Origin of the sequence: Acidovorax sp. BoFeN1 (assembly GCF_003345135.1) — a bacterium.
In the GTDB taxonomy this organism is placed as follows: domain Bacteria; phylum Pseudomonadota; class Gammaproteobacteria; order Burkholderiales; family Burkholderiaceae_C; genus Acidovorax; species Acidovorax defluvii.
This window is the reverse complement of the sequence record NZ_QOZT01000028.1, coordinates 12,115-25,303: the sequence shown is the minus strand read 5'-3', so window position 1 is coordinate 25,303 and position 13,189 is coordinate 12,115. Positions and strand designations below refer to the sequence as shown.

At 60.8% G+C, this 13,189-nt stretch carries 12 protein-coding genes; 9 read left to right on the top strand and 3 right to left on the bottom strand.

Annotated elements, in window-relative coordinates; translation table 11 throughout:
• Nucleotides 1-102 precede the first annotated feature (102 nt).
• Nucleotides 103-579 carry a transcription elongation factor GreA gene (greA, locus tag DTW89_RS08670; protein ID WP_024814652.1) on the top strand — a complete coding sequence of 159 codons (477 nt, stop codon included), beginning with the start codon at nt 103-105 and terminating at the stop codon, nt 577-579.
• Between the two features lie 11 nt (nt 580-590).
• A complete protein-coding gene (locus DTW89_RS08665) occupies nt 591-1,013 on the top strand; it encodes a DUF4149 domain-containing protein (protein WP_024814653.1) in 423 nt (140 codons plus the stop codon).
• 58 nt (nt 1,014-1,071) lie between these two features.
• Here DTW89_RS08665 and DTW89_RS08660 read toward each other — a convergent pair whose 3' ends face one another.
• Both DTW89_RS08660 and DTW89_RS08655 read right to left on the bottom strand, forming a co-directional pair.
• Nucleotides 1,072-1,818: a hypothetical protein gene (locus DTW89_RS08660; protein WP_024814654.1), complete on the bottom strand. Its 747-nt coding sequence runs from the start codon at nt 1,816-1,818 to the stop codon at nt 1,072-1,074.
• Nucleotides 1,819-1,823: 5 nt separating this feature from the next.
• Entirely contained in the window at nt 1,824-2,300 is a 477-nt protein-coding gene (locus DTW89_RS08655) for a YhbY family RNA-binding protein (RefSeq protein WP_111864440.1), read from the bottom strand.
• A gap of 106 nt (nt 2,301-2,406) precedes the next feature.
• On the opposite strand from DTW89_RS08655, the gene DTW89_RS08650 reads away from it, so the two are divergent.
• The 4 genes from DTW89_RS08650 to glmM all read left to right on the top strand — a co-directional run bounded on the left by DTW89_RS08650 (nt 2,407) and on the right by glmM (nt 7,720).
• Nucleotides 2,407-3,069, top strand: a complete 663-nt coding sequence (locus DTW89_RS08650) for an RlmE family RNA methyltransferase (protein ID WP_114655650.1) — start codon at nt 2,407-2,409, stop codon at nt 3,067-3,069.
• 164 nt (nt 3,070-3,233) lie between these two features.
• Nucleotides 3,234-5,153, top strand: coding sequence for an ATP-dependent zinc metalloprotease FtsH (ftsH, locus tag DTW89_RS08645; protein WP_024814657.1), 1,920 nt, complete (start codon nt 3,234-3,236; stop codon nt 5,151-5,153).
• Nucleotides 5,154-5,223: 70 nt separating this feature from the next.
• Complete coding sequence (folP, locus tag DTW89_RS08640; protein WP_114655649.1) at nt 5,224-6,069, top strand: dihydropteroate synthase; 846 nt, start codon at nt 5,224-5,226, stop codon at nt 6,067-6,069.
• 316 nt (nt 6,070-6,385) lie between these two features.
• Nucleotides 6,386-7,720, top strand: a complete 1,335-nt coding sequence (glmM, locus tag DTW89_RS08635; RefSeq protein ID WP_024814659.1) for a phosphoglucosamine mutase — start codon at nt 6,386-6,388, stop codon at nt 7,718-7,720.
• A 53-nt stretch (nt 7,721-7,773) separates the two neighbouring features.
• Here glmM and DTW89_RS08630 read toward each other — a convergent pair whose 3' ends face one another.
• The gene (locus tag DTW89_RS08630; protein ID WP_114655648.1) at nt 7,774-9,999 is read right to left on the bottom strand and encodes a sensor domain-containing protein; all 2,226 of its coding nucleotides are present in this window, start codon (nt 9,997-9,999) and stop codon (nt 7,774-7,776) included.
• Between the two features lie 362 nt (nt 10,000-10,361).
• Here DTW89_RS08630 and DTW89_RS08625 point away from each other — a divergent pair, with 362 nt between their 5' ends.
• The 3 genes from DTW89_RS08625 to DTW89_RS08615 are packed head-to-tail and all read left to right on the top strand — an operon-like array spanning nt 10,362 to nt 13,125.
• Entirely contained in the window at nt 10,362-11,198 is an 837-nt protein-coding gene (locus DTW89_RS08625; protein WP_114655647.1) for a GNAT family N-acetyltransferase, read from the top strand.
• Nucleotides 11,199-11,245: 47 nt separating this feature from the next.
• Complete coding sequence (locus DTW89_RS08620; protein WP_369795467.1) at nt 11,246-12,067, top strand: UDP-2,3-diacylglucosamine diphosphatase; 822 nt, start codon at nt 11,246-11,248, stop codon at nt 12,065-12,067.
• Nucleotides 12,064-13,125, top strand: a complete 1,062-nt coding sequence (locus tag DTW89_RS08615; protein ID WP_114655646.1) for a glycosyltransferase family 4 protein — start codon at nt 12,064-12,066, stop codon at nt 13,123-13,125. Before DTW89_RS08620 ends, DTW89_RS08615 begins: the two co-directional genes overlap by 4 nt.
• Nucleotides 13,126-13,189 lie beyond the last annotated feature (64 nt).

Sequence of the window (13,189 nt, the reverse complement as noted above, 5' to 3'; positions counted from 1 at the left end):
TCGCCAGTGGCATTGGCACGGAAATTCCGTGGCCATGTCGGGTGACTGACCGGTGGGGCTGCTGTGCCGCTTCACCGTTTTGATTGATGGAGACTCAACAGAATGGCCACCATTCCCATTACCAAGCGCGGCGCTGAAAAGCTCAAGACAGAGCTGCATCGCCTCAAGACCGTGGAGCGGCCCGCCGTGATCACGGCCATTGCCGAAGCGCGCGCGCAGGGCGACCTCAGCGAAAACGCCGACTACGATGCCGCCAAGGACCGCCAGGGGTTCATCGAGGGGCGCATTCAGGAAATCGAGGGCAAGCTCTCGGTCGCGCAGGTCATCGATCCGAGCGGCGTGGACGGCGGTGGCAAGGTGGTCTTTGGCGCCACGGTCGAGCTGGAAGACGAAGAGTCTGGCGACACGGTGAAATACCAGATCGTGGGCGAGGACGAGGCCGACCTGAAGCAAGGCCTGATCAATATCTCCAGCCCGATTGCCCGGGCCTTGATTGGCAAGGAAGAGGGCGACACGGCGGAAGTGCTGGCGCCGGGCGGTGTGCGGCGCTACGAAGTGGTGGCTGTCAGCTACCTGTGACGCCAGGCGCCATGCTCAGCCGCCTTCCTGCACTTTTGGCCGCCCTGTGGTGGGGCAGCCTGACAACGATCGGGTTCTTGGTCGTGCCGCTGCTGTTTGCGCACTTGCCTTCTCCCGCAATGGCGGGCGGCATGGCGGCACGGCTGTTTGCCGCACAGACCTGGGTGACGGTGGTGTGTTGCGTGCTGTTGCTGCTGATGTCAAGGCCAAAAGGCGAGGTAACCCAATATCCATGGGCGCAAGCAGCTATGGTTTTTATAGTTGGCGGGTTGCTGCTGGCCTTGCTGGTCCAGTTTGGTGTGGCGCCTCGCATTGTCGCCCGGCAGGATCTGCGCCTGTGGCACTCGGTGGGTAGCGTGATGTATGCCCTGCAGTGGTGCTGTGCCCTGGTGGTGCTCTGGCGAACCTTGCGGGCCACGCCAGCACCCACCTGACAAGGCCCGGTTCAGGGCCTTTTCAGGCAGCAGCAGTCTCTGCCGCCGTGTTCCCCGGTCACTCGTGCCAGTGCTCGGCCACCCAGGTGGCGGGGCGGATGTAGCGAAAACGGCGATTGCGCCGCCCTGCCAGCGCATCCGGGGGGTTGCACTCCCCATGAAAGATCACGATGCGCGCGCCTGGTGGAACGAAGGGGGCCTTCCAGTAATTGGTGGGCCAGCGGGGAATGCCGTGGTATTTGAAGCTCGGACACCATGCGGCGGGCCAGTACTGCAGCTTGCCTTGTTTGTGCAGAAAATCTGACAAGTAAGCCTGTTCGTTGCGAAACTGCTGACGAATGGTGTCGAAATGGCCCCGAAAATATTCCAGCACGTCCGGGTGGGCGCCCAGTTCGAACCGGTACACAGACGAGTTGCCGGTGATGCGCCAAGGCCGCTTGTAGTCGTGGATGATCAAAAACTCACCGGGCTGGGTGAAAAACTCATCCAGGCTACCGGTAATCACCACATCCACATCCAGGAACAGCGCAGTGCCCCGCAGTCCGTGCAGATCGGCGCTGAACGTGGCCAGCTTGGTCCAGCCCCGTTCCGGAATGCCGGCGGGCAAATCCAGGGGCGGGATGGGCAAACACTGCACTTCGCTGCGTATGCCTGTGCTGTCGTCCGTGAGGCAGACGAAACGGAAATCTCCGCTCAGGTGGCGTCGCACCATCGCGTAAAGGCGATTGACATATTCGGGGCCGTATTTCGTGCCCCATTTCATGCAGATGACGTGGCGCTCATGCGCCGATACTGCGGCTGTCATGCGGCTCAGTCAGCCTGGCGTTTCTTGACCGATTTGAGCTTGGGCTTCTTGGCCCGCTTGATCTGCCCGCCGGGCGTGAGGCGCTGGTTGCCCAGCACGCGCAGTTGCTTGATTTCGGGCCGCTGGCCACCGCGCTTGCTGTATTTGAGCACCTTGACGTCGCGTGGGCCGGGCATGCGGTCTTCGTCGGGCGTGCGTTCCTTGGCGGGCTGCGGGCGCCAGAGCACAAGAAGCTTGCCGATGTGCTGGATGGGTGCGGCGTTCAGGTCTGCGGCGAGTTGTTGGTATATCAGCTCACGTGCGGCCCGGTCGTCGTTGAAGATGCGCACCTTGATCAGCCCATGGGCGTTCAGGGCGGCATCAATTTCTTTTTGCACTGCGGGGGTCAGGCCATCTCCTCCCACGAGGACCACGGGGTCGAGGTGGTGGGCATTGGCGCGATGTTCCCGGCGCTCTGCGGGAGTCAGTTGAATTTGGGACATGGCCGTATTATGTCTGCGGCTGGTTGCGGCGCATCTTCGTGTCGCTTCGCGAAATGAGCCCCGGACGCAATCGGCGGTACCGATTGTCGAGAGACAATGGAGCCGTATGAAAGTAAAAACCCAAAGCAAGAAGGTCAACAAGGCCTGGTTGAACGACCATGTCAATGACACCTACGTCAAGCTGGCCCACAAAGAGGGTTATCGGGCCCGCGCGGCCTACAAGCTCAAGGAGATCGACGAGCAGCTGGGGTTGATCAAGCCGGGCCATACGGTGGTGGATCTGGGCTCCACCCCAGGCGCCTGGAGCCAGTATGTACGCAGGCGCCTGTCTCCTACCGGTGCAGCGGCCGGGCAACTCAATGGCTGCATCATTGCGCTGGACGTCTTGCCGATGGAGCCGGTCGAGGGCGTGACCTTCCTGCAAGGAGACTTCCGGGAGTCCGAGGTATTGCAGCAGCTGGAAGGCGCTTTGCAGGGGCGGCCGGTGGATGTGGTGGTGTCCGACATGGCGCCCAACCTGTCCGGAATTGATTCGGCTGACACGGCGCGCATTGCGCATCTCGTGGAGCTTGCCGTGGACTTCGCCTGCCAGCACCTGAAGCCCGAGGGTGCGCTGGTGGTCAAGCTGTTCCACGGTAGCGGTTATGGCGAGTTGGTAGCGCTTTTCAAGAGCCGTTTCAAAACCGTCAAACCGCTCAAGCCCAAGGCATCGCGCGACAAATCCTCCGAAACTTTTCTGGTGGGCATGGGTCTCAAACCACTGGCTTGAGGTAAACCGCTCCATCATTTTTTGTGCCATGGGGCTTAAAGCCCGCGCTGAGTCCATGGCCGGGAGGGGGAATAAGCCTCCTCCCAAGGCTTGAAACACATAAAATGGTCCACACGTATGCCACTACGGCTTCGTGACCGTTTTTTCCGCGACTGGAGTCCTGCTTGAACAATCAGTGGTTTTCAAAAATTGCCGTGTGGCTGGTCATTGCCATGGTGCTGTTCACTGTATTCAAACAGTTTGATACCCGCACTGGCGCCAGTGCTGGCCATGTCGGCTATTCGGAGTTCCTGGAGGAAGTTCGAAACAGTCGCATCAAGAGTGCCACCATCCAGGAAGGCCAGGGCGGCACTGAGATCATTGCAGTCACCAACGATGACCGCAAAGTGCGCACGACTGCCACCTACCTCGACCGCGGCCTGGTCGGCGACCTGATTGCCAACAACGTCAAGTTCGACGTTAAGCCCCGCGAAGAAGGTTCCCTGCTCATGACTCTGCTGGTCAGTTGGGGCCCCATGCTGCTGTTGATCGGCGTGTGGGTGTACTTCATGCGCCAGATGCAGGGCGGCGGCAAGGGCGGCGCATTCAGTTTCGGCAAGAGCAAGGCGCGTTTGCTAGACGAGAACACCAATACCGTGACCTTTGCCGACGTGGCTGGTTGCGATGAAGCCAAGGAAGAAGTGAAGGAAGTCGTCGACTTCCTGAAAGATCCGCAGAAATTCCAGAAGCTCGGTGGTCGTATTCCCCGTGGCTTGCTGCTGGTAGGCCCGCCCGGAACCGGAAAGACCCTGTTGGCGAAGTCAATTGCTGGCGAAGCCAAGGTGCCGTTCTTCAGTATTTCGGGGTCCGATTTTGTGGAAATGTTCGTTGGCGTGGGCGCATCCCGTGTGCGCGACATGTTCGACAACGCCAAGAAGAACGCCCCCTGCATCATCTTCATTGATGAGATTGATGCCGTGGGCCGCCAGCGTGGCGCTGGCCTTGGTGGTGGCAATGACGAGCGCGAGCAGACCCTGAACCAGATGCTGGTCGAGATGGATGGTTTTGAGACCAACCTGGGTGTGATTGTTGTGGCTGCCACCAACCGCCCCGACATCCTGGACGCAGCCTTGTTGCGCCCCGGCCGCTTTGACCGCCAGGTGTATGTGACGCTGCCCGACATTCGTGGCCGCGAGCAGATTCTGAACGTGCACATGCGCAAGATCCCGATCGGCCAGGACGTGGCCCCAGGCATCATTGCCCGTGGCACGCCCGGTATGAGTGGCGCCGACCTGGCCAACCTGTGCAACGAAGCTGCCCTGATGGCTGCGCGCCGCAACGCACGCACCGTGGAGATGCAAGACTTTGAAAAGGCCAAGGACAAGATCCTCATGGGTCCCGAGCGCAAGAGCATGGTCATGCCCGAGGAAGAACGCCGCAACACGGCCTATCACGAGTCTGGCCACGCCCTTATTGGCAAGCTGCTGCCCAAGTGCGACCCCGTGCACAAAGTCACCATCATTCCCCGTGGCCGTGCCCTGGGTGTGACGATGAGCCTGCCTGCGCAGGACCGCTACAGCTACGACCGCGAGTACATGCTCAACCAGATCAGCATGCTGTTTGGTGGCCGTATCGCCGAAGAAGTGTTCATGAACCAGATGACCACCGGCGCCAGCAATGACTTTGAGCGTGCCACGCACATTGCCCGTGACATGGTTACCCGCTATGGCATGACTGACGCCCTGGGCCCGATGGTGTACGCTGAGAACGAAGGCGAAGTGTTTCTGGGCCGTTCGGTGACCAAGACCACCACCATGAGCGAGCAGACCATGGAAAAGGTGGACATGGAAGTGCGCCGCATCATCGACGAGCAATACAACCTGGCCCGCCGTCTGATTGAAGAAAACAGCGACAAGATGCACGCTATGGCCAAGGCCTTGCTCGAATGGGAAACCATCGATACCGACCAGCTTGACGACATCATGGCCGGCAAGGCGCCTCGTCCGCCCAAAGACTGGACGCCGCGTACGCCTCCGTCCTCGGGTGACGGCCCCAGCGGCGGATCGCCTGCCGTTGCCACAGAGCCAGCCCCCACCGTCGCCTGACGCCGGGGAGCGTGTTCACTACAAAAACGGGGCTTGCGGCCCCGTTTTTGTTTGTTTTTATTGGAAGCCCATGCTCTGGCAAACCACCCGTTTCACCATAGACCTCACACGCCCGCAGACCATGGGCATTGTCAATGTGACGCCAGACTCCTTCTCCGACGGGGGACGCCATGGCTCGACGGCCTCTGCTTTGCGCCACTGTGAGCAGCTTTTGAAGGATGGTGCCGATATCCTGGATATCGGCGGCGAATCTACCCGCCCTGGCAGCCCGGCTGTGGAGCTGGAGGAGGAACTGGCGCGTGTGCTGCCCCTGGTGCGCGGTGCCGTTGGCTTGGGTGTGCCGATTTCAGTGGATACCTATAAACCCGAGGTCATGCAGGCTGTGCTCGACCTCGGTGCCGATATCGTCAATGACATTTGGGCTTTGCGCCAGCCAGGTTCCGCGCAGGTGGTGGCGCGGCACCCGCGGTGCGGTGTGTGCCTGATGCACATGCACGGCGATCCGCAGACCATGCAGGCAGCGCCCATGGCGGGTGACGTATTGCAACAAGTGCTATCATTTTTGGAGCTATCAACGCAAGCCATGCAAGCGCTAGGGGTCGAAAAGACTCGAATTGTTGTGGACCCGGGCATTGGTTTTGGCAAAACCGTCGCGCAAAATTTCACGCTGCTGGCGCGCCAGCGCGAACTGCTGGCGCTGGGCTATCCCGTGCTGGCCGGCTGGTCGCGCAAGTCATCATTGGGCGCAGTCACAGGGCTGGATGTGGAGCAGCGGCTGCAGCCCAGCGTGGCGGCGGCGCTGCTTGCAGTGGAGCGCGGTGCGCGCATTGTGCGCGTGCATGACGTGCGCGAAACAGTGCAGGCCCTCGCCGTATGGCGTGCCATGGAGTCGAGCGAGGCGGTAGGGGCGCCATAGTGTTTGCTCCCGTGCACGCCGAAAGGCCATTTTTCAAGGATTTTTTTGCCTTGTCCGTCATGGCCCTTTTGACCGGAGTAGTGCATTAGCTCATGCTGGCAGGGCAGCACGGCTTCGCTGATGTTGGGCGGGACAAAGGCGAGTCCAGCGGTGCTGTAATACTTCCTTGAAACGCCCAGTCCCGATTGGGGCCATTGCTTTCCGGCCAGCCTTGGGCGTCAAGCCGGGATTGGACTGATGTGGGCTCACAAGGCGGCGGCTGCGCCGTGCGCTAGACTCAAATGTGAAATAAAACAGCAGCGTAAAGTCGATTCCCATGACTCAAAAATATTTTGGTACCGACGGCATTCGCGGCACCGTTGGCCAGGCGCCCATCACCCCTGACTTTGTCTTGCGTCTGGCGCATGCTGTCGGGCGAGTGCTCAAACAGACTGAAGAGCGCCCCACGGTGCTGATCGGCAAGGACACTCGTATTTCAGGCTACATGCTCGAGAGCGCACTGGAGTCTGGTTTTAACTCGGCGGGGGTCGATGTGGTGCTGCTGGGGCCCCTGCCCACTCCGGGTGTGGCATATCTGACGCGGGCACAGCGCGCCAGCCTGGGAGTGGTCATCAGTGCCAGTCACAACGCGTACCCGGACAACGGCATCAAATTTTTCAGTGCACAGGGGACCAAGCTGCCGGACGCGTGGGAGCTGGCGGTAGAAGCTGCGCTGGAGGAGCCGCCCAAGTGGGCTGACTCTGCCACGCTGGGCAAGGCCCGCCGACTCGACGATGCAGCAGGGCGGTACATTGAGTTTTGCAAGAGCACGTTTCCGTCGGATCTGACCCTCAAGGGCCTCAAAATTGTGGTGGATGCGGCCCATGGCGCTGCCTACCAGGTGGCCCCCAAGGTGTTTCATGAGCTGGGTGCTGAGGTGCTGGCGATTGGGTGTGCTCCTGACGGCGTCAATATCAACCACGAGGTCGGTGCCACCCATCCGGACGCGCTGGTGCGTGCTGTGCGCGCCAATCATGCTGACTATGGCATCGCACTGGACGGCGATGCCGACCGTCTGCAGATGGTGGACGCGACCGGGCGTCTCTACAACGGTGATGAGTTGCTTTACCTCATGGCGGCCGATCGCATGGGACGTGACGAGCATGTGCCCGGCGTGGTTGGTACCTTGATGACCAACATGGCCGTTGAAGTCGCGTTGCAGGCGCGCGGTGTGAAGCTTGTGCGGGCACGCGTGGGCGACCGCTACGTTTTGGAGGAACTGGCCCGCCACCACTGGGTGCTGGGTGGCGAGGGCTCGGGGCATCTGCTGGCGCTGGACCGCCACACCACGGGTGACGGCATCGTCAGCGCCTTGCAGGTGCTGCAGGCGTGCGTGCGCAGTGGACAAAACATGGGGCAACTGCTGGCCGATGTGGTGCTCTATCCGCAGGTGCTGCTGAATGTCCGCCTGGCGCCGGGGCAGGACTGGAAGGCTAACAAGTTGTTGGCACAAACGACCCATGCCGTTGAGCAGGAACTGGGTAGCACCGGGCGGCTCCTGATTCGTGCAAGTGGCACCGAGCCTTTGCTGCGTGTGATGGTAGAGGCGCGCGATGCGCAAATGGCCAGTGCCTGCGCCCAGCGGCTGGCCGATGCGGCGCGCGCGGGTTAAGTGGCTCGGGCCGACTCAGAATATCCGGACGGGCGGGGAGTGGATTTGCCTGCTTAGCCCAGACGCTGGCGCATGAAGGTTTCCACCTCGGGCGCCGGCAATGGATGGCTGAAGTAGTAACCCTGGGCTTCATCGCAACCTTGCTCGCGCAGGAAGGTGAGTTGACCTTCGGTTTCCACCCCCTCCGCGATGGTGCGCATTCCCAGCGCCTGTGCCATGCGGATGACGGCACTCACGATGGCGCGGTCGTTGGCGTCGTGTTCCAGGTCTCGTACGAATGATTGGTCGATTTTGAGCTTGAAGATCTGGAACCGCTTGAGCTGGCTGAGCGACGAGTAGCCCGTGCCAAAGTCATCCATCGCCATCCGCACACCACGCGCATGAAGCTGGTCCATCGTGGCGGCTGCCGCCTGCGGATCATCGACCGCCACGCCCTCGGTCAATTCAAGTTCTAGCGCCTGGGCAGGAACGTCACAGGCTGCAAGTATTTGGCCCACCATTTCAGGCAGTTGCGGCTGGCGAAACTGAACGGCCGAAAGATTCACGGCCACGGTCAGACCGGTGATGCCGCTCATACGCCAGGCCTTGAGTTGCGTTAGTGCAGTGCGCAGCACCCACTCACCGATCGGAAGGATCTGCCCGCTGTCTTCTGCAATGGGGATGAATTCGGAGGGCGCAATGGTGCCCCACTCGGGGTGCTGCCAGCGCAGGAGGGCTTCCACGCCGTGCACTCTTCCCGTCGGCAGGTCCACCTGGGGTTGATAGTGCACGCTGAGCTGGTTGCGTTCAAGCGCCCGGCGCAAGGCATTTTGGAGTTGCAGCACCCGCACTGACTGCGCCTGCATTTCGGGCGTAAAAAACCGGAAGGTGTTGCGCCCGTCCAACTTGGCCTGGTACATGGCTACGTCTGCCGACTGGGTGAGGGTGTCGAAATCTTCTCCATCGCCGGGGAATAACGCGATGCCCATGGACGGGGCCACGGTGAGTTCGTGGTGGTCGATCTCGTAGTGGTGGCGAGACGCTTCCTGTAGCTTTCCGGCGACGTGGGCTGCGCCATGGGCGCTAGCGCCAGGCAGCAGCAGGATGAACTCATCGCCGCCCAAACGCGACACTGTGTCCTTGTCGCGCACCACAGCCCGCAGCCGCGCTGCAATTTCAACCAGCAGGGCATCCCCCACGCGATGCCCCAGCGAATCATTCACATGCTTGAAATGGTCAAGATCCAGAAAAATCACCGCCAACGGCGTGCCGGCCTCCTTGGCCAGGCGGATGGCGCATTCTGCGCGCTCCGCCAGCAGTGTCCGGTTGGGCAGACCGGTGAGAGGGTCGTAGTGGGCGAGCCAGTAAATGCGTTCCTGGTCCGCTTTGCGGTCGCGGATTTCGCTGTGCAGGCTGTCCACGGTGTCGCGCAGTTCACGCGTGCGGTCCTGCACCTGTTGCTCAAGTCGCTCGTGTGCCATGGCAAGCGCTGCCTGGGCTTGCTTGCGTTCGGTGACATCCATGGCGATCCAGACCGAGCCTTGGGACGGGTCGTCAGGGTCAAGGGATTTGCTGCGCATCTCGCACACCACGGGCGTGCCGTCCTTGCGGCACATTTCCACCTCCCCCTCGAAGGCTTGGCCAGCAGCCAGCATTGGATAGCACCTTCGGCCAACGTCTTCCCACACCGCATCACTGGCATACCAGCGCCTGGATGGGCCTTGGGCCAGTTCACCGGGGGCGTATCCCAGCATTTGCTCGAAATGGCGGTTGCAACGCGTAAGGTGCCGGTCACGAAGAAAAACAATACCGACCATGGCATGGTCGAACAGCAGCTGTTTTTCTCGTAGCGCATCGCTCAGTTGTGCCTGGGCCCGCTTTTGCTCATCAATGTCATCTAGTATCCAGATGGATCCCTCGGTCGTGTCCAGGGGGTTGATGAGGCGGCCTGTCAGGTTGCCCCAGAACAGTTCTCCATTGCAGCGGCGCATCTGGCGCTCCACGCGGTAGGTCTGGCCCCGTGCCATGGTGGGATAAGCGCTGCGCCCCAGTTCGCGAAATTCCTCACGGCTCGGGTAGAGGACTTCGCTGCTGAGCCCAATGATCTGCTGCGGTGACGCATAGCCAAAAATCTCGGCGTAACGTTGGTTGCAGCGCACCAGTACCCGCTGTCGCATGAAAACGATGCCCACCCCTGCGCTGTCCAGCAGGATCTGCTGTTCGCGCAGGGTGCGCTCAAGTTGCGTGTCAGGCACCGCGCCGAAAGACTGCAATTCTGGGGTGCTGTGCGGGGAGGGCATGAAACCGTGATGGTCAAGGAGCCAGGAGGCCCACAAATCTGTTCCAAAGTGTAGCAGCAGCCATTCAAGCGGTGTATTGATGGCAATCCAGCGTGCGCCATGGTTCCGGTGGCTGGCTAAAGGGGGAGCAGGGGGGGCAGATACCGAAGCGGGGCATTGCCACCTCTCGCCGTCGGTGTTGTATTGCCTGCGGAGAAAACCCTGCAATGCCAGTGTTTGCGGAGTCCATGCGTCACGGTTCCGACATGGCGCAGACATGGCCTTGTCACAGCAGGCTTTCAGACTGCACTGCGAGGAAGCGATGCCTGTCCATGGGTAGCGATTTCCGGAAAAACCCCCTTCCTTTCCCTAGGAGCCGTCCCATGAATGAGTCGCCCAGCCTGCATCTGCCGCTTTTATCGGTTTCCCTGTCAGCAGGGGAGCCTGGTCGCACAGACGGCAAAGGCAGCGTATCTCCGTTGGTGCAGGTGCAGGGGAATGTGCAGGTGGGTTGGGCACGGCACCTGGACGAAGTGCGTCAGGCACAGCGGCTGAGATTTGATGTTTTTGCTACAGAAATGGGTGCGCGTCTGTCAACGACCTTGCCTGGCCACGATATCGATCTGTTTGACGACTACTGTGAGCATCTCTTGGTGCGCGATGTGCCAAGCCAGCAGGTGATTGGCACCTATCGCGTGCTCACCCCGGCGCAAGCGAAGCGGGTGGGGGGCACCTACAGCGACAATGAGTTTGACCTGACCCGGTTGCGCAGTTTGCGGCCCCGCATGGTTGAGTTGGGCCGCAGCTGCGTGCATCCGGATCACCGCCATGGGGGTGTCATCTTGGCGTTGTGGGGGGCTTTGGCTGACTTCATGGTGCGCAATCAACTCGACACCATGATTGGTTGCGCCAGCATTCCCATGCTGCACAACGGTGTTGTGAGCGGCGACGCTGCGGCAAGCATCTGGCAGCAGTTGCGCCAGACCCATATGGCGCCGATTGATTTTCATGTGCGGCCCCGGTTGCCATTGCCGGTGGAACAGCTCGACGGATCTCTGCTGATCGAACCACCCGCCTTGATCAAGGGCTACCTGCGTCTGGGCGCCCGGGTTTTGGGGGCGCCTGCCTGGGACCCGGATTTCAATACCGCCGACCTTCCGATGCTGATGCGCATTGCCGATTTGCCGTCCCGCTACCGCAAGCATTTTCTGGGGGCCTGATGCGCGCGGCGTTTGACGCCTTGGGGGCTTGGGGCGCTGCCGCCGGAATGGCGGAGGTCACCAGCAACGCAGATGAATCGCATGTGCCAGAACCGTATTGTTTCAGGGCCGTGTTTATTTCCGATCTGCACCTGGGAACGCCAGGCTGCCAGGCAACGGCCCTGCTGGATTTTCTGAAGCACCACCCCAGCAAAACGCTGTATCTCGTGGGAGATATCGTGGACGGGTGGCAACTGCGTCGCCGATGGTTCTGGCCACAGGCGCACAACGATGTGGTGCAAAAATTGTTGCGCAGTGCCCGCAAAGGGTGCCGCGTAGTGTTTGTGCCGGGCAATCACGACGAGTTTGCCCGCGCGTTCGTGGGGCATTCATTTGGCGGGATCGAGGTGGTTGAAGATGCCGTGCACCTGACAGCCGATGGCCGGCAGCTCTGGGTGACCCACGGTGACTACTTTGATGGTGTCATCCAGTGCGCCAAGTGGCTGGCCTATCTGGGGGACAACCTGTACGAGTTCACTCTCAAGCTCAATCGGTATCTCAATTCGTTGCGGGCGCGCATGGGTCTGCCGTATTGGTCGCTGTCTGCATACCTCAAGGGCAAAGTCAAAAAGGCGCTCAACTATGTGACGGATTTTGAGGTGGCGGTTGCAGCCGAGGCGCGCCGGCGTGGACACCATGGCGTGGTGTGCGGACACATCCACCGCGCGGAGATGCGCGAGATCGACGGTATTCTGTATTGCAACGATGGCGACTGGGTCGAGAGCCACACTGCGCTGGTCGAACATATGGATGGTCGACTGGAGTTGTTGCAATGGCCCGTCCTTTGCAGGGCGCTGTCCACCGCCCCGATTGTGGAAGTGGCCACATGAAGATTGCGCTGGTGACCGATGCGTGGCATCCGCAGGTGAACGGAGTGGTGACCACACTCGTGGAGTTGGTGCGGCACCTGGAGGTATTGGGGCATGAGGTGCATGTGATCCACCCTGGCCAGTTTCGGACCCGCCCGTGTCCAGGCTATGCGGGCATCGATCTTGCAGTGCGACCGGCAGGGCCTTTGGGTCGAGCCATGGACACCATATGTCCCGACGCTATACACATTGCCACGGAGGGCCCCCTCGGATGGGCCGCCCGTGGTTACTGTCTGCGGCGCAAGCTCGCCTTCACCACGGCATTTCACACGCGGTTTCCTGAAATCCTGAATGCCGCCTTGCGTGTTCCGCTGGCGTGGGGATATGCGTTATTTCGGCACTTCCATCGCCCATCTTCGGGAATCATGGTACCCACCCAAGGGGTCCTGCAGATGCTGGAGCACCGTGGCTTTCGCAATTTGCGCCAGTGGACACATGGCGTCGATACGCAGGCATTCCCGTTTCAGGGGGAAGCTGTGCCCAGTCCTCTGGTGGGTGCGCTGGCGCATCCTGTGAGCCTTTTTGTGGGGCGAATATCGTACGAAAAGAACCTTGAGTCCTTTTTGCAGATGAAGATGCCTGGCACCAAGATTGTGTGTGGCGTGGGTCCACTTGAGCGACGGTTGAAGGAGCGTTACCCCGAGGTGCGCTGGGTCGGGCTTTTGGATCGGCAATCCCTTGCTGCACTGTATGCCGCTGCGGATGTGTTTGTGTTTCCCAGCCGCTCGGAAACCTTTGGGCTGGTCATGCTGGAAGCGATGTCCTGTGGGACCCCTGTTGCTGCTTACCCGGTGGATGGGCCGCTGCAGGTTCTTGGGGCTTTCGAGCCGCAAGGTGCGCGGGGTGGTATTTTGAACACCGATCTGCTGTCTGCTTGTCAGGCAGCGTTGGCGGTGCCCCGGCACGAAGCGCGTCGCCGTGCAATGGATTTCACGTGGACAAAGGCGACCGGGCTCTTCGTTCAGTATCTGGTGCCAGCCCGTTCAGGCGGGTTGAGTCGCCTTGTGTCTGTCATATAAGTTGTCACAGCGCTGTCATGTATGTGTTAAATACTGAAAGGGTTTTGTACAACCAGATATTGCG